Source organism: Streptomyces sp. NBC_01013, from assembly GCF_045162765.1.
Lineage (GTDB): Bacteria > Actinomycetota > Actinomycetes > Streptomycetales > Streptomycetaceae > Streptomyces.
On sequence record NZ_CP108687.1, the window covers coordinates 1,390,194 to 1,409,193 of the forward strand.

The window sequence follows — 19,000 nt, forward strand, 5'->3', positions numbered from 1 at the left end:
CACCACCCCCGAACGGGGGTGCCGCGGGGAATGTCGTGTCCCCCTGAGCCGGGTGGAGAGGCGTCAGCGTGCCGGAATCCGTCGATGCGGTCGAGATGCAAGCAGCGTTGTTGCGGCTGCGCCGGACGAGCGGGCTGCCCGTGGCCTTCGGCGGGCTGCTCTCCGACACCCGCCACGCCAGGATCGCGGAGCTGAACGGGGCGCAGACCGCGGCCCTGCGCGGACTGGTGATCTCGGCCGGCAGCGGTCTCGGCGGGAAGGCGATCGCGCTCTCGCGGCCGTGCGCGGTGACCGACTACCACTCCTCGCGCCACATCAGCCACGAGTACGACCTGGCTGTGGCCGCGGAGGGCCTGCGCTCGGTGGTCGCCGTGCCCGTCGTCGTACGCCGCCGGGTGCGGGGTGTGCTGTACGGGGCGCTGCGCGAGCCCCTCACGCTCGGGGACCGGACCTTCGACGCGGCGGTCGCGGCGGCCCGCGACGTGGAGCAGGCGCTGGCCGTGCGGGACGAGGTGCAGCAACTGCTCGCCGTGACCCGGGAGGAGGTCACCGACCCCCGGGCCGTGCCCGGGGCGTGGGAGGACGTCCGGGAGGCGCACCGAGAGCTGCGCACCCTCGCCCCGAAGGTCGTCGACCCGGCCCTGCGCGACGAACTGCTCGCGGTGTGCGGGCGGCTCGCCGCGGCGGCGGGAGCGCGGGTGCCCACGGTGCGCATGTGCCGGCTGGCGCCGCGCGAGGTCGACGTCCTCGCCTGTGTCGCCGCGGGCGCGACGAACGCGGTGGCGGCGGACCGGCTGGGGCTGCGGCCGGAGACCGTGAAGGGCTACCTGCGCTCCGCGATGCGGAAGCTGGGCGCGCACACCCGGCTGGAGGCGGTCGTCGCGGCCCGGCGGGCGGGGCTGCTGCCGTAGTCAAGCCGCTCACGCAGGCGGGGCGGGGTCCGGTACGGGACTCGCCCGTTCCTCGCCGGCGGTGCGCCGGTCCCCCTCCGGGGACCCGCGGGAACGCGAGGCGTGCGCTCTCTCCACGGGACCCGCTTCGGCTGCGAGTTCCGTCCGGCACCGGGCCACGACTCCGCCACGTGGAGTACGACGCCCTGACCCGCCGGCGGGGCCGGCGGGTCCGCGTCGCGGGGATGCGCTCGCGTGGCGTACGGCAGGTGCCCTCCGTACGGGAGGGTCAGCGCACCTTGCGCACCGGCAGGATCGCCAGCGCGCCGCCGAGGCACACCAGGGAGGAAGTGATCAGCAGGATCGAGTAGTTGTGGCCGCCGCCGAGGGAGATGAGCAGGGCTCCGAGTGCGGGCGCGAAGATCTGCGGGGCCGACATCGCGATGTTGAAGATGCCGAGATCCTTCGAGGGATTCTTCGGGTCCGGCAGTACGTCGATGACCAGGGCGAGGTCGACACCGAGGTAGGTGCCGAAGCCCAGCCCCAGGACGATCTCGGCGCAGTAGAACAGGCCGACCGTGTCGGACCGGCTGAGGATCAGCATGCCGACGCCGAACAGCACCGCGGCGGCGGCGATGAAGGGCTTGCGGCGACCGCAGCGGTCCGAGAGCCAGCCTGCGGCCTGAGCGGAGCTCATCACGCAGAGCCCGTAGATGAGGACACCGGTGGCCAGCGTCTCGGTCGCCTCCGCGGTGGTGAGCCGCATCTCGTGCTGGAGGTAGATGAGGCGGAAGGTGGTGAACATCCAGTTGGCGAGGGTCAGCAGGAAGCGCGAGAGCCAGGCCCAGGCGAAGTCCGGGTGCTGCCTGGGGCTGACCCAGTAGGTGCGCAGGACGGCCTTGAACCCCTCCCGCGGGGGCTTGTGCTCCAGCGGCCTGTCCGGCAGGACCAGGACGTAGCCGATCACCAGGAGGATGCCGATCAGGCTGGGGACCAGGAAGAGCAGCAGCATCTGGTCGGTGAAGCACTTGGCTATCCAGGTGCCCGCGGTGGGGGCCAGGTTCTGCATGATGCCGAGCAGCCCGCTGATCCTGCCGCGCTTGTGCTCGGGGACGTTGTCGGCGACGGTCGCGACGAAGGCGGCGAGTGCCGCGTTGGCGGACGCGGAGGCGATGACGAAGCCGACGGCGACGACGGCGACGCTGCTCGCGGTCGCGATGATCATCAGCCCGATCAGCAGACCCAGCATGCCGAGGACGAGCCAGGGCCTGCGACGGCCGAAGCGGCCGGCGGTGCGGTCGCTGAGACGCCCGAAGAACGGGTTCGCCAGCATTGCGGCTACCGAACCGGTCATGGTGATGATGCCGAGCGAGGTCACCTGGTCGTCCTCGGGGACGATCGACTGCACCTTGAGTTGCAGGCTCACCAGGATGGGCGTCAGAAGGGCGAGAAACAGGCCGAGTTGGCCTGCTGCCATGCCGACCACAAGTCGGGGCCGGGGCGCCTGGGCGGAGGCGGGGGACTCGCCGGGCGGGGGCGCTCCGGCGTCGCGGCGGAGGGTGTCCGTGGTCACGGTGGGGGCTGCTTCCTGTTGAGCGGGCAGGACGTGCGCAGAGGTGGGGAGGCACGGTGTGAGGCAGCGCTCGCCTGCCGTCGGTTGCGGCAGGGTTCACGCGGGGTCGGGGAGATGTTCGGCCCGTGGGGACGGGGGCGCGGGGTCGCGGAGATGTTCGGCCCGTGGGGACGGGGGCGCGGGCGCTGGTTACGAATGGGTGAGGTGGCGCTCCGCGCCCACCCGGCGCTGCGGTCCGGTGAGTTCGATGTCGGCACTCAGCCGGATGTCGCCGCTGGAGGAGCCGACCATGAGGCGGATGGTGCCGGGTTCGACGATGCGCAGGCCGTCACCCGAGGCGTCCTTGGTGTACGAGGTCTGGTCCGCGTGGACCCTGAACGACACCCGGGTCTCCTCGCCGGGCGCGAGGTCGACCGCCTTGAAGGCCGCCAGTTGCTGGGTGGGACGGGCGACCTGTGCGACCGGGTCGTCGTAGTACATCTGCACGATCTCTCGGCCCGCGCACCCGCCGGTGTTGCGCACCAGGCAGGAGACCTCGATGAACCCGTCGGTGGGAACGCGCCCCTCCTGGGCGACACGCAGGTCCTCGTAGCCGAAGGACGTGTACGAGATGCCGTGCCCGAACGGATACAGGGGCGTGTTGTCGAGCACGCTGATCCCGTCACTGAAACGGCCGAGGGGCGGGTTGAGATAGGTGCCGGAGCTGTTTCCCGGTGTGGCCGGGATCTGCACGGGCAGTTTGCCGCCCGGAGTGACCCGGCCCGACAGCACGCGGGCCAGCGCGGGGCCACCCTCCTCGCCCGGCATGAAGGTCTGCACCACGGCGGCACACCTCTCCGCGAGACCGCCGAGAGCATAGGGGCGGCCGGAGACGACGAGCAGGACGACCGAAACCCCGGCGGCAAGGACATCCTCGACCAACTGAGTTTGCACACCCGGCAGTTGAAGGTCAGGGGCGTCACACCCCTCCCCCGAGGTGCCATTGCCGAACATGCCGGAGCGGTCGCCGACGACGACCAGGGCCAGATCGGCCGAGGCGGCGGCCCGGACGGCGGCGGGCAGACCGGAGCGGTCGGTGCCGCTGACCGTGCAGCCCCGCTCGTAGGTGAAGGTGACGTCCGGCAGCTCGGCGGTGAGCGCCTCGCGCAGACTGGGCAGCGCGAGTCCCGCCGGGTGGCCGGGGTGCTTGGGCAGCACGTGGTTGGGGAACGAGTAGCAGCCGAGGAACGTGCCGGAGTCGTCCGCGCCCGGGCCGATCAGGGCGATGACTGGAGTGCGGGCGGCCTCCAGGGGAAGGGCCGCGCCCTCGTTGGCGAGCAGGACGACGGAGCGTTCGGCAAGGGTGCGCGCGAGCGTGCGGTTGGCCGGGGAGTCCAGGTCGACGGCGGTGCCGACACCGGCGTCCGCCTCGGGGGTGTAGCCCTCGTCCAGCAGGCCGAGCGTGAGCTTGTGGCGCAGGACGCGTTCGACGGCACGGTCCAGGAGTTCGGGGGCGACCCGGCCGGCGTCGAGCTGCTCGGCGAGAGGGCCGCCGTAGCAGCGGGTGTTGGGGAGTTCGATGTCCATGCCGGCGCCCAGGGCGAGTCCGGCAGCATCCCCCTCGGTGGCGGCGACGCGGTGCATGGTCCGCAGGAACGCGATCGACCCGTAGTCGGAGACGACCGTACCGGTGAAGCCCCACTGCTCGCGCAGCACGGTCGTCAGGAGGTGCTCGTCTGCGCAGGCCGGGACGCCGTCCTGGTCGGTGTAGGTGTTCATCACCGAGCCGACGGCGCCTTCGCGCACAGCCATCTCGAACGGCGGCAGGATCACATCGGCCATCTCGCGGGCACCGATGGAGACGGGCGCGTGGTTGCGGGCCCCCCGCGAGGCGGCGTGACCGGCGAAGTGCTTGAGGGTCGCGATGACGCCCTGGGACTGCATGCCGCGCACATAGGCCGTGCCCACGAGTCCGGTCAGGTACGGGTCCTCACCCAGAGTCTCCTCGACACGGCCCCAGCGGTAGTCGCGTACGACGTCCAGGACCGGGGCTAGCCCCTGGTGGACGCCGACGGAGGCCATGTCGCGGCCGATCGCGGCACCCATCTTTTCGACCAGCGCGGTGTCGAAGGTCGCGGCCCAGGCCAGGGGCGTGGGGTAGACGGTGGCGCCGAAGGCGGCGAAACCGGTGAGGCACTCCTCGTGGGCGATGGCGGGGATGCCCAGGCGGGTGGCGTCGATCAGCCGTCGTTGCAGGCGGACGAGCTCGGTGCGGCCCTGGTCGGGGGTGAGGGGCCTGGTGCCGTAGGGGCGGGTGAGATGGCCGATGCCGTGGGCGAGGGCCGTGGACTCCCCCGAGGCGGCGGCGAGTGCCTCCTCGATCGGTGCGACGCGGGCATCGCCGCTGCCGACATTGGCCTTGGCCCAGTAGCTGCCCAGCTGGGCGAGCTTCTCGGCCTGCGTCATCTCGGCCATGAGGGCCTCGACCCGCTCGTCGTCGCCGAGCGCGGTGTCGTTCCAGGGGTTCATGGGGGGGCTCCTGCTCCCGGCCCGCGAGCCTGCGACGCCACGTCGGAAGTCGGACCGGTGAGATAAGTTCACATCAATAACAAATGGTGGATGCAGCATGCACGGGAGCAAACAGCCAGGTCAAGAGATTGCGAGTGTGGTCTTCAACCATCCGGAATCAAGGATTCCGGGCAGGCTGAAGAGCGGCTGCGGCCCCGGTCGGGGACAGCGCGCAGCCGCTACGGTCCTTCAGGAACTCCGAGTGGCGGGCCCTCTGCGAGTGCCGACGTCAGTGGCCGAACGACCGGTGCGCCACGCCCTCCAGATGCACGCGCATCGCCGCCTCGCAGGCGTCCCCGTCCGCTGCCTCGAACGCACCCAGGACCGCTGCGTGTTCGGCCAGCGCCTCCTGCGTATCGGTGACGCGACCGCCGGTGAAACGACGGAAGCGCTGGATGTGCGCGCCCAGCGGGTCGATCGCCGCGGCGAGGAAGCGGTTGCCCGCGGCCCGGGCGATGGTGGCGTGGAAGGCGGAGTCGGCCTGGAGGTAGGCGCGGAAGTCGTCCGCCACGCGCTGCCCCGCGGCTGCTTCCATCAGCCGGTGGCTCTCGGCAAGGGCGCGCGCCGTGCCTGCCGCATCCCTCTCGCATGCCTGGCGGGCGCTGTACGGCTCGATGAGCAGCCGGGCACCCATCAGCTCACGGAACCCGCCGTCGTCCAGGAGCGGGGCGACCGTGTAGCCGCGGTGCGGGACGCGCACGACCAGGCTGGTGCTCTCCAGCTTGGCGAGTGCCTCGCGCAGCGGCGTCGGCGAGACGCCCCAGTCCTTGGCGATGGTGTCGATGCGCAGGGGCGTACCAGGCTCCAGGCCCTCATCGAGGATCAGGGCGAGCAACGCGTCGTACGCCTCGTCCATGAGCACGGTCCTGCCGAGCCCTGCCGGACGTACCTGCCTGCCGACTGGTCCCATCGTTGACTCTCCCTGTGATGTGCCGGACGCTTCCCGGCGGACCGGCTTTCAGCCTAGTCGGAGCGGCCGTCCCTCCCGCCGTGGGGCAGCGTTCAGTGCGCGGTCCGCGGGGAGAGCAGCGTGATCAGCGCCGAGTCGTCCTCGGCGGCGAGGCCCTGGCTGATGGCGAGCTGATAGAGCTGGTCGGCCGCGGCGGCCACGGAGGTGGCGACGCCGGCCTTCTTGGCGAGGGACACCACGATGTTCATGTCCTTGCGGATGATGTCCAGCCGGGAGCGCAGCTCGGGTCCGCCGGTGCCGTCCTCCTTCACCTCGTACTGCTGGACCATGCGCGGGCCGCGGTCGGCCAGCATGAAGGACGCGGCGGCGCCCTGGCCCAGCACGTCCACGGCGCGGTCCAGGTCGATGCCGAGGGCACGGGCGAGCGCGAGGGACTCGGCGGCGGCCGCGGTGTGGATGCCGCACAGGAGCTGGTTGACCGTCTTCATGATCTGGCCGTCGCCGATGCGCGGTCCGACGATGTGCAGCGTGGAGCAGAGCCGGGCGAGGACCGGCCGGGCGGCGGCGAGGGCCGCGTCGTCCGCGCCGACCATGATCAGCAGATCGCCGGTGCCGGCACGGACGGAGCCGCCGCTGACGGGAGCGTCGACCAGCCCTACGCCCTGCTCGGCGAGGCGCGCCGCGACGTCCTGGACGCCGTCGACACCGACGGTGGAGGTCACCACGACGACCGCACCCTCACGCAGCGACTCGGCGGCGCCGTGCTCGACGATCCCACCACCGAACAGGCAGGACTCAAGCTGTTCCTGGTCGCGAACGGCGATGACGACCACATCGGCGCCCTGCGCGGCCTCGGCCGGAGTGGCAGCGGGCGTGGCACCGGCCTGCGCGGCGAGGGCGCGGCGTTCCTCGAAGACGTCGAAGGCCCGGACCGGGAAGGCACCGGCGAGGCGAGTGGCCATGGGCAGGCCCATGGCGCCGAGGCCGAGGACGGCGGTGGTGGGGGTGGAGGTGGGGTTCTCAGCAGGCATCGGGTGCTTCTTCCTTACAGGATGCGGTCGTGGGGGCCGCATGAACGGATTCTCTTACGGGTCCGTGGAGGCCGGGCCCGTTGCCCGCTCCAGTTCGGGAGCGGGCAACGGGCCGCGAGCCTGCGGGCAGGACGTCGCGGGCAGGACGGGTCAGACGAAGACCGCGTACATGAGCAGGGACATGCCCAGGCCCATCACGGCGACGATCGTCGAGAGGGCCGACCATGTCTTGATGTTCTGGGAGACGCTCATCCCGAAGTACTCCTTCGCCAGCCAGAATCCGGCGTCGTTGACGTGCGAGAAGAAGAGCGACCCCGCACCCACCGCGAGCGCGATCAGGGAGGCCTCCACCGGAGGGACGCCGGCCGCCAACGGAGCCATGATGCCCGCGGCGGCGGTCGTGGCGACCGTGGCGGAGCCGGTGGCCAGCCGGATCAGGACGGCGAGCAGCCAGCCGAGGACGAGCAGCGGCATGTGCGCCTCCGCGGCGAACTTGCCGATGGCGTCGGCGACGCCGGTGTCCACGATGAGCTGCTTGAAGCCACCGCCCGCGCCGACGACGAGCAGGATGCCGGCGACGGCGGGCAGGCCCGCGCTCACGGTGGCGCGGACCTCGGCGCGGTCCCGGCCGAGGCGGAAGCCGAAGGCGACCATGGCTACGAGCACCGCGACGAACATCGCGACGAGTGGGGTGCCCAGGAAGTCCAGCAGGTGGTTGTACCAGGCGTCACCCGGGAAGGCGATGTCGACGACCGACTTGGCGAGCATCAGCACGACGGGCAGGGCGACCGCGCCGACGGAGACGGCGAAGCTCGGCACCCGGCGGTCCGCGCCCGCCTCCCGCGTCCCGTCGGCCTCCTTGACGAGGGAGGCGATGAGTTCGGCGGGCGCCTCGCTGCGCACATGACGGGCGATGAACCTCCCGTACAGGGGGCCGGCGACGATCACGGTGGGTATCGCCGCGAGCAGGCCCAGGCCGAGCGTGGTGCCGACATCGGCGTTGAGCGCGCTGACGGCCACCAGCGGACCGGGGTGCGGCGGCACGAACGCGTGCATGGTGCCCAGGCCCGCGAGGGCGGGCACGGCGAGCAGGACCAGTGGCGTGTTCGTCCGCCTGGCCATGACCACGATGATCGGCACCAACAGGACGAGGCCGACCTCGAAGAACATCGGCAGGCCGATGACCGCGGCTATCAGCGCCATCGACCAGGGCAGCAGGCGGGGCCCCGAGCGTGAGCCGATGGTGTCGACGATGCGGTCGACGCCTCCGGAGTCGGCGAGGAGTTTGCCGAGGATCGCACCGAGCGCGATCAGGGCGCCGGTGGAACCGAGCGTGGAACCCATTCCGGCGCTGAACGAGTCGACGACCGTGGACAGGCCGGTGCCCGAACCGACACCGAGGACGAGGGAACCGCCGATGAGGGCGACGAACGGATGGAAGTCCAGAATCGCGATCAGCGAGATGATCACGCCGATGGCGAGGGCGACCATGACGATGAGCCGGGTGTCGTGTCCGGTCCAGGGCGCGGTCGCCGCAGCCAGGCTGTGAGTCCCGGACATGGCGAGCGGAGACATGCAGGGTGCACCTTACGTCGTTGTAAGTGAGGGCAGGGGGCGATGCTGATCAGGTGGCGCTGACGAGGTGGCGTTGATCAACGGGGCGTACTTGTCCGCGGCTGGGGGTGTCAGCAGCCGGACCCGGGCTCGCCTTCGGGACCTTCGTGACCGGCAGCCGCGGCGGTGTCGTACGCGTCGAGGACGGCGACCTTCTCGCCCGAGGGGGAGGACGCGTCGAAGCGGTACCCGAGCCACTCGCGAACGAGTCGGCGGGCGAGTTCGATGCCGATGACGCGCTGGCCCATGGTGAGGACCTGGGCGTTGTTGCTCAGGACCGCGCGCTCGACGGAGAAGCTGTCGTGCGCGGTGACGGCACGGACTCCCCGCACCTTGTTGGCGCTGATCGCGACACCGAGCCCGGTTCCGCACAGCAGCAGGGCCCGGTCGGCGTCCCCGTCGGCGACCAGGCGGGCGGCGGCCACCCCGATGTGCGGGTAGGCGGTGTGCTCGCCCTCGGTCACACCGACGTCGACTACGCACTCGACGCGAGGATCCGCTTCGAGGTCGGCCTTGAGGGCTTCCTTGTACGCGTATCCGGCGTCGTCGCAGCCTATGACGATGCGGAGCGGAGCAGGGTGCTGGTTCTGCGTCATGTCAGGTTTCCCAAGGGGTGGTGGGGATGGTCGGGATCATTCGGGCCGCGAGCGGGGAGCCGTGAGCCCGCGGGGCCCGGCTCTCGCTCAGCCGTTGTCGTTGCCGCCGAGGCGGCCGTTTCCCTGGCCGTTTCCCTGGCCGTCGCCCTCGCCGAGCAGAGCCGCGACGGTCCGCGCGCACAGGGCCAGGGAGAGGGCTCCGGCGTCGGGGGTGCCGACGCTGCGTTCGGCCAGCGGGCGGGCGCGGCCCAGGCGCGGGGTGAGCGCGGCGGTGGCGGCAGCGGCCTCGGTGGCCGCGGCTGCGGCCTCCGCGAGGACGGACCGGGGATTCCCCCCACGCGCGACGCCGGCGGTGAAGGTGTCGACGAGCGGGACGAGGGCGTCGACGAGGGTTTTGTCGCCGGGCTTCGCACCGCCGAGGGAGGTGACGGCGTCGAGAGCGGCGCGGGCACCCGCGGCGGCGCGCATGCCGTCGGCCCGGCCGGTGTCGCCGAGTTCCTGGGCGAGGGCGCGCAGGGCGACACCCCAGAGGACCCCGGAGGTGCCGCCGGCCTCGTCGGCCCAGGCGTCGGCGGCGGCGCTGAGCAGCGAACGGGCGCCCGCGCCGAGCGCCTCGGCTTCCTCGGCGGCCCGCACGGCGGCGTCGACGCCCTTGGTCATGCCGCGCCCGTGGTCACCGTCGCCGGCGACCGCGTCGATGCGGCCGAGTTCCGCGGCGGCATCGTGCAGCGCGGTACGCAGCGAACGCAGGGCGGCCAGAGTGTCGGCAGCGGCCGCACGCGAGGCGCTGTCCCCCCGGGTGACAGGGGCCTTGGCTATCGCTTCGGGCTCGGTGCCGGGCCCGTCCGGGGCCTTCGGCAGCGGCAGCCGGCTGAAGCCGGGGGTGTCGGCCCTGGAGCACCACCAGCGCTCCAGGTCCTCGTCGAGCCACATCAGCGTGAGTGAGCAGGCGGCCATGTCGAGACTGGTGACGAGCTCGCCGACCTCGGGCCGCACCACCGTGAGCCCGGCCCCGGCCAGGGCGTCGGCAACGTGTCCCCACAGCAGGAACAGTTCCTCGTACTTGGTGGCGCCCAGTCCGTTGAGGATCGCGGCGACGCGTCGGCCCGCCCCTTCCGGGCGCTCGTCGAGGAGCCGCTCCACGAGGGTGCGGGCGATCGTCGGAGCGTCGGCCATGTCGGCGTCGCGGACGCCGGGTTCGCCGTGGATGCCGAGGCCGATGGCCATCTTGCCCTCGGGAACCACGAAGAGCGGAGCATCGGCGCCGGGCATGGTGCAGCCGTCGAAGGCGATACCGAAGGAGTACGTACGGTCGTTGGCGTGGCGTGCCGCGGCCTCGACGCCGTCCAGGTCGAGGCCCTCCTCGGCGGCCGCGCCGGCGACCTTGAAGACGGTGAAGTCGCCTGCGATGCCGCGGCGTTCATGACGCCGCTCGGCGGGGGCGCTGGCCACGTCGTCGGTGACCATGACACTGCGGGTGTCGATCCCGGCGTCGCGCAGGCGGGCCTGGGCCATGCCGAAGTTCATGCGGTCGCCCGCGTAGTTGCCGAAGGAGAAGAGGACTCCCCCGCCGGCGTCGGCGGCCCGGGCCACGGACTCGGCCTGCCGGGCGGAGGGCGAGGTGAATATGTTGCCGACCACGGCGCCCGCCGCGAGTCCTTCCCCCACCAGCCCGCTGAACGCGGGGTAGTGCCCCGAACCGCCGCCGACGACCACGGCGACCCGGCCCGCGGCCAGCGGCCGGGTACGGACGACGCCGCCGGGCACCACGGTGACGTGCTCCGGGTGGGCCGCGGCGAAGCCTCGCAGTTGGTCCTCGCTGAAGCGGTCGGGGTCGTCGAAGAGCCGGGTCATGGCGGGTGAGCTCCTAGTCGGAGAGGTAAGGGTGGGTGCGGCGCCTCGTCGGTGCGCCGGGGAAGGCCTGCGGTACGAAGGCCGGTGAAGGGGCCCTTGCGGGGCCCGGCACTCCGCACCCGGGGCCCGCCCGCGTCAGGGGAGGCGGGGGCGGTGCGGGCGCCCGGGGGCGTGGGAGGGACGGGGCGGCCGGGGCCCGCTCGCCGAGCAGGCCCCGGCACGGCTGACGCACGCGCGTCACTGAGTCAGGACGCGTCACGGCATCGCTTCACGGGCGCCGGATCGCGGCGCCGTGTTCTGCGTGGGCCGGGCAGCGGGGGGAGCTGCTCAGGCTCCGGTGCGGCGCGGCAGGATGCGCCTGAGGTAGTCGCGGTTGGAGGCAGCCACGCTCAGGCCGTCGCCGCCGTAGTGCTCGACGCAGAAGGCGCCGGTGTAGCCGTGCGCCAAAGCGATCCGGACGGCCTGGCGGTAGCTGACGAAGCCCGACTCCATGGGCGCAGGGGACGTCAGAACGGTGCCCGTGGCGGGGTCCTCGACACGGTAATAACTCTTCACGTGCCAGTAGTTGGCATGCGGCAGCGTCTTGGTGACCATGGATTCCCAGGACTCGATGGGCCGCTGCATCCGGATGAGGTTGCCGAGGTCCGGATTGAGGCCGACATTGTCGCGGCCGATGTCCGTGAGCAGGGCGACGGAGGAGTCGGCGGTGCCGAGGTAGGTGTCCTCGTACATCTCCAGGGACAGCTCGACGCCCACCGAGGCTGCGTGGTCGGCGAGTTCGCGCAGGCGGGTGACGGCCTTGTCCCAGGTCTCGCGGTCGCCGACCGGGTCCTTGGGCCCCGGCACCGTCCAGAACCAGAGCACTGCCTGCTGCTCAGGGGTGAGCGGCCGGTGCAGACCTACCGAGACGAGCGGGACACCGAGAGCGGCGGCCGCCTCGATGGTGCGGTGCGAGTACGCGAGGTTGGCGTCGCCGTCGACGGGGTCGATGACGCTGCGCCGGATCGCGGAGATGGCGGGGGCGCTCAGGCCGACCCGGGAGAGCGTGGACCGCAGTTCTTCGAGGCGGGCGGGGGCGAGGTCGCCGGGGCGCAGCCAGCCGTCCGTGAGGTCGACCTCGGTGAACCCGGCGTCCACGACGTCCTGAAGGCTCTCGGCCCACTGCTGGGCCGTCTGCTCCTGAGTGGAGACACCATCGGGCCCGACGTTCGGGAACTGCAGCAGGGCGGCGGCGATCGGCCAGGTTTCTGCGGTGTGAGTCATCTTCGGCTCCCTTTCTCTATTTCATATAGGATCTAGAATTATGGAGGCTGTCAATGTGGCCCATCTCACACCTCGACGGCGTGCGCTGGTGAGTCGACACCTGGACGAAGAGGTGGGGGACGCCGGAACTTTCCACGACGTCGATGCCTCCCGGGCCCGGCGAAGGGCCGCCGGCGACCAGGTGGCTGTGCGGCCGGCGTCCTACGGGAGGATCTCGCGAGCCTCGCATGGCCGATGCCACGTCATGTGTGCTTGGTGCAGCGGGAGTTCGGTGAAGACCCGAAGCGAGTTCAGGGGGTTCGCAGCTCGTTCCCGGCGGCAAGCGAGCAGGAGGAAGCTGCGAGACCCCGAGTCGATCGCAGGAGGACTACCGGGGAGGTGAAGGGCCGACGGGCAGCGCGCACCGCTCAGGCGTCGAAGTCGACGAACGGGGCGAACCTGATGTCGTGGCCGCCGCCGTCGGTGTCCGCCTGTGTCATCACGGAGAGCAGTGCCGCGGCCTCGTCCGTGACGGCGTCCCGCTCGGCGGCGGTGAACGGGCGCAGCTCCTGCACGGTGACGGTCGTCGGCCCGCCGGACCGGCCGGCCTCCAACCGCCAGATCGCCGCGAGGAATCCGTCGACCAGCACGCTTCCGTACGCCTGGTTCCCCACCCCGTTGCGTCCCTTGAACCGCGGCGGGATCACACGGGTCCGGTCCGCGTGGCCGAGCAGGACGTTGTCGAACTCGGGCAGGAAGCGCGGCGGCGCGGGGGTGTCCTCGGCGGGGCGCGGGGCGTCGGGCAGGTCGAAGAGTTCGACGCCGCTCTCGTCCCGGAAGGTGACCAGCTGCGGGCGGAGCCGTTCGAAGACCTCGCGGAGACGGGTCAGCCCGGCCCACGTCTGCATGTCCTTGACCGAGGCGGGCCCGAAGGCGGCGAGGTAGCGCAGCACGGTGGCGTCGGGCGCGGGGACCGGCGCGGCGGGCCTGCCGAGCCAGTGCTCCGCGGTGGTCAGCGCGACCTGGCCGCTCCTCCCCCACACCCCGCGCGGGGTGATCTGGACGAGCGGCAGCAGACAACGCGCGGCCGTACTCAGGGCCTGCGGGTCCGCTTGGGGCCATTCGACGAGGAGCCGCTCGCGGATCTGCTTCGGGGTGCGGGGCGCCTCCTCGACGTACGCCCTGCTGAGGTCGCGGAGCCGGTCCAGGTCCACACCCACGAGCCGCTTCCGGAAGATCCTGAGCTCCCGGTCGCGGGCCTCCTGCACGAGGGGACGCAGGGTCAGGGCGTCGTCTGCGGTGTGGGTGTGGATGGTGGAACGCAGGGTGACGATACGGACGACCTCGCGCGACTCCATCAGCCCGGCCAGCTCGGCCGGCTCGAAGCCCTCCAGCCGGGCGAGGAGCTGGTAGTACGGCGGCTTGGTGTTCTGCGCCTGAAGGCCGACGAGGTGACGGACGGCCTCCTCGGCGCTCATCGCCGCACGATGGAGCAGGAGTTGGCGCTCCAGGGTCGCGCGCCCCAGCGCCCGCGGCGAGAGCACGGCGGGCGGGACGGCGGCGGAGGACTTCTTCTTCACGGCCATGGAGGGCACGCTACGCGGCCAGGCGGTCAGGTTCCGTCCTGATGGCGAGCCGTCCTTCGCCGAGACCTCCTCCGCCATGCCGTTGCCCGGCTGGATCCCCGATTGCGTGCCGGGCACCCCCATCATGGTCCGGTGATCAGCGTCCTGTTCGCCGTCATGACCGCGCTCAGCAACGGCGCGGCGTCCGTCCTCCAGCGCCGCGCGGCCAGTACCGCCCCCGACAGCGATGCGATGCGGCTGTCGCTGATCGGCCATCTGCTGCGCCAGAAGGTGTGGTTGGCCGGCATCGGCCTGGTGATCGTCGCGGCCGTCTGCCAGGCCGTGGCACTGGCCACCGGCCCCATCGCCGTGGTGCAGCCGATCTTCGTGATCGAGCTGCCGGCGACGCTCCTGATGGCGAGCTTCGTCATGCGGGTACGGCTCCCCCGGCCCGTGTGGTTCGGGGTGGTTGCCGTGACGTCGGGCCTGGCACTCGGTATGGCATCGGCCGCTCCGGAGGGCGGGAGCGCCACGGTGCACGGGGCGGCATGGGTGCCGGCACTGATCCTGACGGGCCTGTTCGAGGCGGGCCTGATCGCGGGGGCCATGGCCACCCGCGGCAACCCCCGGGCGGCGCTGCTGGGTCTGGCCGCCGCCTGTGCGTACGCACTCACCGCCGCCCTGATGAAGGACGCCATGGCCCGGCTCGACGACGGCGGTGGAGTGACGGCGTTGTTCTCGTCCTGGCAGCTCTACGCCATGGCCGTCGTGGGCGTCGGCGCGCTGTTCCTCCTGCAGAACGCGCTGCAGGCGGGCACGCTCGTCGCGGTCCAGCCGTGTCTGACCCTGGGCGACGCCCTGATCAGCATCCTGTACGGGGTGACCCTGTTCGGGGAGCACCTGCGCACCGGCTGGTGGCTCCTTCCGGAACTGCTGGCGCTCGCCCTGATTGCCGCAGGGTGCGTGCAGCTGGCGCGTTCGCCCCTGGCCTCCGGGAACGCGACGGCCCCGGCCCGTACGCGGCGGGTCGGCTGAATCGCCGCGTACGGGCCGGGGCCGGGGCGATTCAGCCGACCCGCCTGCCGGTGGCCAGAGGCTACTTGCTGACCGCGAAGCGCATCAGGGCCTGCTCGTCGCCCTGCTTGATCTTCCCCGTCTCGTTGATCACCTCAAGCTTCCAGCTGCCGCCGGCCCGCATGGCCTTGGCCACGGCGCAGCCGTTGTCGTTGCTGAGCAGGCTCGGCCAGATGTCGGCGACCTGCTGGGAGCTGCCGCCCGTGGCGTCGTACACCTTGAAGCTGATGTTGCGCGCGCTCTGGAAGGAGCTGTGCTTCTTGTACGCGGCAGCGATGAAGACGATGGACGTGATGTTGGTCGGCACCCGGGCGAAGTCGACGGTCACGGTCTCGTCGTCGCCGTCACCGTGGCCCGTCTGGTTGTCGCCGCTGTGCAGCAACGAGCCGTTGCCCAGCGGGTCCAGGGAGTCGAGGCCGGCCAGACGCACGGGCTCCGCGCCCTGCATGGCGATGGCGATCAGGTCGAGGTCGGTGCCCTTCTTCTGACGCAGCTTCCCCATGAGCCCGCCACTGGCGCCGACCGTGGGGTCCCAGGACACCCCGATGGACAGGTGGGTGACCCCGTCCAGATCCGCCGGGCCGTCTTCCTTCTTCAACGTGATCATGCGTGATCCTCTTCGTGGCGAGATTCCTACAGCTTGAGTGTGCCTGGTGTCCCCTGGATGCAGCCCACCAGGGGCAAAATTTCGACCAAGTGTTGGACGGCTCAGGACGAATTGTCCTGCGTCGGCACGATGCCGTCGGGCATGGGCGCGTGATATGGGTCCGCGACTCCGACGATGCCCCGGGCGCGCAGTTCCGCGATGTCGGAGGCACTGCGTCCCAGGTCGGCGAGGATCCGCTCGGTGTGCCGGCCCGCCGCCGGGACCGGATCCATCCGCGGAGCGACGCCGCCGAGGTCCACCGGCGGCAGGAGTGCCTGTACGGGGCCGGGGGCCCCGGGGACGGAGATATCGCGCCAGCGGTCGCGCTCGGTGAGCACGGGGTGGTCGAGGAACTCCGCGACGGAGTTCACGCCGGCGTTGGCGATGGCGGCCCGGTCCAGGAGCTCCATCGCCTCCTCGCTGCCGAGGTCAGCGAACCGTGCGGCGACGATCGCGTTGATCTCCTCGCGGTGGGCGACCCGGTCCGGGCCGGTGGCGAACCGGGGGTCGTCGACCAGTCCGGGCAGGCCGAGGACGGTGACGCACAGGGCGTCCCACTCGCGCTCGTTCTGGATGGACAGCATCACGTCCTTGCCATCCGCGGCGGTGAAAGGGCCGTACGGCGCGATCGTGGCGTGCTGCGCGCCGATGCGCGGCGGCTGGGTTCCTCCGTAGCGCGTGTAGTACGCGGGCTGGCTCATCCACTCAGCGAGCGCGTCGAACAGGGAAACCTCGACGGTGGGGGCCCGGCCCGTGGTGGCTCGGGTGAACAGGGCGGACAGGATGCCGCTGTAGGCGTACATACCGCCCGCGATGTCCGCGACGGAGATCCCCGAGCGGGCGGGTTCGTCGGGCGAGCCCGTGATCGACAGCAGGCCGGTCTGGCACTGCACCAGCAGGTCGTACGCCTTGCGTCCGGACCACGATCCGCTGGTGCCGTAGCCGCTGACCGTGCAGGTGATGAGGGAGGGATGCCGGGCCTGGAGGGCGGCGGCGCCGAGACCCATCCGGTCCGCCGCACCGGGCGCGAGGTTCTGCACGAACACATCGGCCCCCGCGATGAGTTCGTCCAGGATCTCGCGCCCCTGCGCTTCCTTGAAGTCCAGGGTCAGGGACTCCTTGGAGCGGTTGAGCCAGACGAAATAGCTGGCCTGACCGTGCACGGTGGTGTCGTAGCGGCGGGCGAAGTCACCTCCGTCGGTGCGCTCGACCTTGATGACGCGAGCGCCGAGGTCGGCCAGCTGACGGGTGGCGAAGGGCGCCGCGACGGCCTGTTCCAGGCTGACGACGGTGATGCCCGCGAGCGGAAGCGGAAGCGGTTCGGTCATGGGCACATGATCCAGGGCCGCCGCGCCCCTGCGTCCCCGCTGGGTGCCCGTGCCGCAGTGTGCCCGGGCCGGCATCACGTGTAGCGGCTCAGGCGCTCGGCTCCGGCACCACCAGCGGCGTCCCGAGGAGCTGGTGCCCGCCACTGGCGAGCATGCGCACCTCTCCGCGCTCACTGATCTCCGCGCGGACGATGCCGGTCTCGTCCTCGTAGACCGGGTATCCGCCCGCTCCGGACTGTGCGGTTCGCCGGACGATCACGGTGTCGTCCTCCACGGCGGACGTCTGAAACACCAGCTGATAGCTCTCCGGGTAGTCCATGACGGGCCTCTCCACGACGGCCTTCGGACGGTCTGGGCGGGCCGTTCGGGCGAGGGACTGCGCCCCCCGGCCCCCTGCGGTCCGGCCTGCACCTCCCATGGTCTCGCACACCTACCGTCCCCGCCCGCGCAAGGCCGCACGGTGCGGGCGGGGGCCGTGGCTGCCTATCCTGAAGAGGTGGGGGGAGTTCGAAGGCAATCGGGACGTTACGCCCCTTTGCTCCCGCGTCGTACGGCAGGCATGGCCCGGGATCCCCGACACCGGGAAGGGAATCGTCATGGAAGGTGCCGACCGGGGCGACGATGTGTACCAGCCCCAGCAGCCGGAGGCCGCCGACCCCGTCGAGCAGCTCGACACGGCGGACACCCTCGACAACCGGCAGCTCGCCGACGTCCTGGACGAGGGGTACTCACCGCCCGAGCGGCCCTGGGCCGTGGAGGACCGGGGTACCACCGGGGCCGAGCAGCTCAGGGGGGAGACGCTGGACGGTCGGCTGGCCCGGGAGCTGCCCGAGGCCGCCGACCGGCCCGGCGACGACGTCGGCGACGTGTCCGACGGGGACGGCGAGCCCTGGGACGCCGAGGTCGGGGACGCGCGCGCCGGCCGGCTCACCCGGGAGCTCGACCTGAACGAACCGGACAGCATGGCCGGCGAGGACGTCGGGATCGACGGGGCGGCGGCGTCCGCCGAGGAGGCGGCCATGCACGTCATTCCGGACGCCCAGGCCTAGACGCTGCTGGCGTACCGCCTCGGCCGGAGCCCCCGGCCCTTCCGTCGTGCCACCGCGGGATCGCCGCACCCACCACGGCCTCGCGGGCTCACCAACACCCACCACAGCCAACGCGAACTCACCGCACCCACCAACAGGGAGAGTCACATGCCGCACATCACCGTCGGCCGGGAGAACTCCGCCGGGATCGAGCTGTACTACGAGGACCACGGGACGGGCAGGCCTGTCGTCCTCATCCACGGTTTCCCGCTGAACGGCGCCTCGTGGGAGAAGCAGCTGCCGGTCCTGCTCGGGGCCGGATACCGGGTCATCACGTACGACCGGCGGGGCTTCGGCCGGTCCGACCGGCCGACGGCCGGCTACGACTACGACACCTTCGCAGCCGACCTGGACGTGTTGATGGAGAAGCTCGACCTCCAGGACGCCGTGCTCGTCGGGTTCTCCATGGGGACCGGAGAGGTCACTCGCTACCTCGGCAACCACGGATCGGCGCGGGTCGGTCTCGCTGTGCTGGTGGCGCCCGTGCCCCCGTTCCTGCTGAAGACGGACGACAACCCCGAAGGCGTCGACCAGAGCGTCTTCGACGACATCATGAGCGCCATCACGGCGGACCGGCCCGCCTATCTGACGGACTTCCTCGACGCGTTCAACAACACCGACGAACTCGGCGGCACCCGGATCAGCGAGCAGGCGCTGCGCTCGCAGTGGACCGTGGCGGCCGGAGCGGCAGCCCATGCCACCCTCGCGTGCGTCCCGACCTGGCTGACGGACTTCCGCGAGGACCTGCCGAAGAACGACGTGCCCACGCTCGTCGTCCAGGGCGACCAGGACCGCATCCTGCCGATCGACTCGACCGGGCGCAGGCTGCCGGACCTCATCCGCGACAGCCGGCTCGTGGAGATCGCGGGCGGCCCGCACAACATCGGCTGGACCCATGCCGACGAGCTCAACACGGCGCTGATGGGCTTCCTGGACGAGCACCGGCGCTGACAGGAGCCGGGGCACCCGCCGCGGCCGCCCTTACCCCGGAGGTAATCGACGCCTCCCGCCCCCGTCGGACATCGTGTTCCTCACGAGCACA

At 71.7% G+C, this 19,000-nt stretch carries 16 protein-coding genes; 4 read left to right on the top strand and 12 right to left on the bottom strand.

The features are described from left to right. Positions 1 to 68 precede the first annotated feature (68 nt). On the top strand, positions 69 to 911 hold the full coding sequence (locus tag OG538_RS05995) for a response regulator transcription factor (RefSeq protein ID WP_406090885.1): 843 nt from the start codon (positions 69 to 71) through the stop codon (positions 909 to 911). Between the two features lie 268 nt (positions 912 to 1,179). Here OG538_RS05995 and OG538_RS06000 read toward each other — a convergent pair whose 3' ends face one another. The 9 genes from OG538_RS06000 to OG538_RS06040 form a co-directional block, all read right to left on the bottom strand. Continuing rightward, complete coding sequence (locus tag OG538_RS06000) at positions 1,180 to 2,463, bottom strand: MFS transporter (RefSeq protein WP_406090887.1); 1,284 nt, start codon at positions 2,461 to 2,463, stop codon at positions 1,180 to 1,182. 189 nt (positions 2,464 to 2,652) lie between these two features. Continuing rightward, positions 2,653 to 4,971, bottom strand: a complete 2,319-nt coding sequence (locus OG538_RS06005; RefSeq protein WP_406090889.1) for a beta-glucosidase — start codon at positions 4,969 to 4,971, stop codon at positions 2,653 to 2,655. A 268-nt stretch (positions 4,972 to 5,239) separates the two neighbouring features. Next, positions 5,240 to 5,920 (bottom strand): GntR family transcriptional regulator, encoded by a 681-nt coding sequence (locus OG538_RS06010; protein ID WP_406090891.1) that lies wholly within the window; start codon positions 5,918 to 5,920, stop codon positions 5,240 to 5,242. A gap of 92 nt (positions 5,921 to 6,012) precedes the next feature. Beyond that, entirely contained in the window at positions 6,013 to 6,951 is a 939-nt protein-coding gene (locus tag OG538_RS06015) for an NAD(P)-dependent oxidoreductase (RefSeq protein WP_406090893.1), read from the bottom strand. Between the two features lie 150 nt (positions 6,952 to 7,101). Next, positions 7,102 to 8,526 carry a gluconate:H+ symporter gene (locus OG538_RS06020; RefSeq protein WP_406090895.1) on the bottom strand — a complete coding sequence of 475 codons (1,425 nt, stop codon included), beginning with the start codon at positions 8,524 to 8,526 and terminating at the stop codon, positions 7,102 to 7,104. A gap of 110 nt (positions 8,527 to 8,636) precedes the next feature. Next, the gene (locus OG538_RS06025) at positions 8,637 to 9,161 is read right to left on the bottom strand and encodes a ribose-5-phosphate isomerase (RefSeq protein ID WP_406090897.1); all 525 of its coding nucleotides are present in this window, start codon (positions 9,159 to 9,161) and stop codon (positions 8,637 to 8,639) included. Positions 9,162 to 9,248: 87 nt separating this feature from the next. Continuing rightward, complete coding sequence (locus tag OG538_RS06030) at positions 9,249 to 11,015, bottom strand: dihydroxyacetone kinase family protein (protein ID WP_406090899.1); 1,767 nt, start codon at positions 11,013 to 11,015, stop codon at positions 9,249 to 9,251. A 327-nt stretch (positions 11,016 to 11,342) separates the two neighbouring features. Beyond that, complete coding sequence (locus tag OG538_RS06035) at positions 11,343 to 12,278, bottom strand: sugar phosphate isomerase/epimerase family protein (protein WP_406090901.1); 936 nt, start codon at positions 12,276 to 12,278, stop codon at positions 11,343 to 11,345. Between the two features lie 407 nt (positions 12,279 to 12,685). After that, positions 12,686 to 13,843 carry a winged helix DNA-binding domain-containing protein gene (locus OG538_RS06040; protein WP_406100002.1) on the bottom strand — a complete coding sequence of 386 codons (1,158 nt, stop codon included), beginning with the start codon at positions 13,841 to 13,843 and terminating at the stop codon, positions 12,686 to 12,688. Positions 13,844 to 13,975: 132 nt separating this feature from the next. On the opposite strand from OG538_RS06040, the gene OG538_RS06045 reads away from it, so the two are divergent. Beyond that, positions 13,976 to 14,857, top strand: coding sequence for a DMT family transporter (locus tag OG538_RS06045; RefSeq protein WP_406090903.1), 882 nt, complete (start codon positions 13,976 to 13,978; stop codon positions 14,855 to 14,857). A gap of 61 nt (positions 14,858 to 14,918) precedes the next feature. Here OG538_RS06045 and OG538_RS06050 read toward each other — a convergent pair whose 3' ends face one another. From OG538_RS06050 to OG538_RS06060, 3 genes are all read right to left on the bottom strand, one after another. After that, positions 14,919 to 15,503 carry a TerD family protein gene (locus OG538_RS06050; protein WP_385273163.1) on the bottom strand — a complete coding sequence of 195 codons (585 nt, stop codon included), beginning with the start codon at positions 15,501 to 15,503 and terminating at the stop codon, positions 14,919 to 14,921. 101 nt (positions 15,504 to 15,604) lie between these two features. Continuing rightward, the gene (locus OG538_RS06055) at positions 15,605 to 16,870 is read right to left on the bottom strand and encodes a CaiB/BaiF CoA transferase family protein (RefSeq protein WP_406090905.1); all 1,266 of its coding nucleotides are present in this window, start codon (positions 16,868 to 16,870) and stop codon (positions 15,605 to 15,607) included. Between the two features lie 88 nt (positions 16,871 to 16,958). Continuing rightward, a complete protein-coding gene (locus tag OG538_RS06060; RefSeq protein ID WP_406090907.1) occupies positions 16,959 to 17,189 on the bottom strand; it encodes a DUF6296 family protein in 231 nt (76 codons plus the stop codon). A 277-nt stretch (positions 17,190 to 17,466) separates the two neighbouring features. Here OG538_RS06060 and OG538_RS06065 point away from each other — a divergent pair, with 277 nt between their 5' ends. Both OG538_RS06065 and OG538_RS06070 read left to right on the top strand, forming a co-directional pair. Beyond that, complete coding sequence (locus OG538_RS06065; protein ID WP_406090909.1) at positions 17,467 to 17,919, top strand: DUF5709 domain-containing protein; 453 nt, start codon at positions 17,467 to 17,469, stop codon at positions 17,917 to 17,919. A 147-nt stretch (positions 17,920 to 18,066) separates the two neighbouring features. After that, positions 18,067 to 18,909, top strand: a complete 843-nt coding sequence (locus OG538_RS06070) for an alpha/beta fold hydrolase (protein ID WP_406090911.1) — start codon at positions 18,067 to 18,069, stop codon at positions 18,907 to 18,909. The last annotated feature ends 91 nt before the right edge of the window (positions 18,910 to 19,000 follow it).

Bases quoted from the DNA above. Each gene is read 5' to 3' on its own strand.
- OG538_RS06025 (WP_406090897.1), bottom strand. From the start codon at position 9,161: ATGACGCAGAACCAGCACCCTGCTCCGCTCCGCATCGTCATAGGCTGC.
- OG538_RS06050 (WP_385273163.1), bottom strand. From the start codon at position 15,503: ATGATCACGTTGAAGAAGGAAGACGGCCCGGCGGATCTGGACGGGGTC.
- OG538_RS06010 (WP_406090891.1), bottom strand. From the start codon at position 5,920: ATGGGACCAGTCGGCAGGCAGGTACGTCCGGCAGGGCTCGGCAGGACC.
- OG538_RS06020 (WP_406090895.1), bottom strand. From the start codon at position 8,526: ATGTCTCCGCTCGCCATGTCCGGGACTCACAGCCTGGCTGCGGCGACC.
- OG538_RS06030 (WP_406090899.1), bottom strand. From the start codon at position 11,015: ATGACCCGGCTCTTCGACGACCCCGACCGCTTCAGCGAGGACCAACTG.
- OG538_RS06060 (WP_406090907.1), bottom strand. From the start codon at position 17,189: ATGGACTACCCGGAGAGCTATCAGCTGGTGTTTCAGACGTCCGCCGTG.
- OG538_RS06065 (WP_406090909.1), top strand. From the start codon at position 17,467: ATGGAAGGTGCCGACCGGGGCGACGATGTGTACCAGCCCCAGCAGCCG.
- OG538_RS06005 (WP_406090889.1), bottom strand. From the start codon at position 4,971: ATGAACCCCTGGAACGACACCGCGCTCGGCGACGACGAGCGGGTCGAG.
- OG538_RS06015 (WP_406090893.1), bottom strand. From the start codon at position 6,951: ATGCCTGCTGAGAACCCCACCTCCACCCCCACCACCGCCGTCCTCGGC.
- OG538_RS06055 (WP_406090905.1), bottom strand. From the start codon at position 16,870: ATGACCGAACCGCTTCCGCTTCCGCTCGCGGGCATCACCGTCGTCAGC.
- OG538_RS06035 (WP_406090901.1), bottom strand. From the start codon at position 12,278: ATGACTCACACCGCAGAAACCTGGCCGATCGCCGCCGCCCTGCTGCAG.
- OG538_RS06040 (WP_406100002.1), bottom strand. From the start codon at position 13,843: ATGGCCGTGAAGAAGAAGTCCTCCGCCGCCGTCCCGCCCGCCGTGCTC.
- OG538_RS06070 (WP_406090911.1), top strand. From the start codon at position 18,067: ATGCCGCACATCACCGTCGGCCGGGAGAACTCCGCCGGGATCGAGCTG.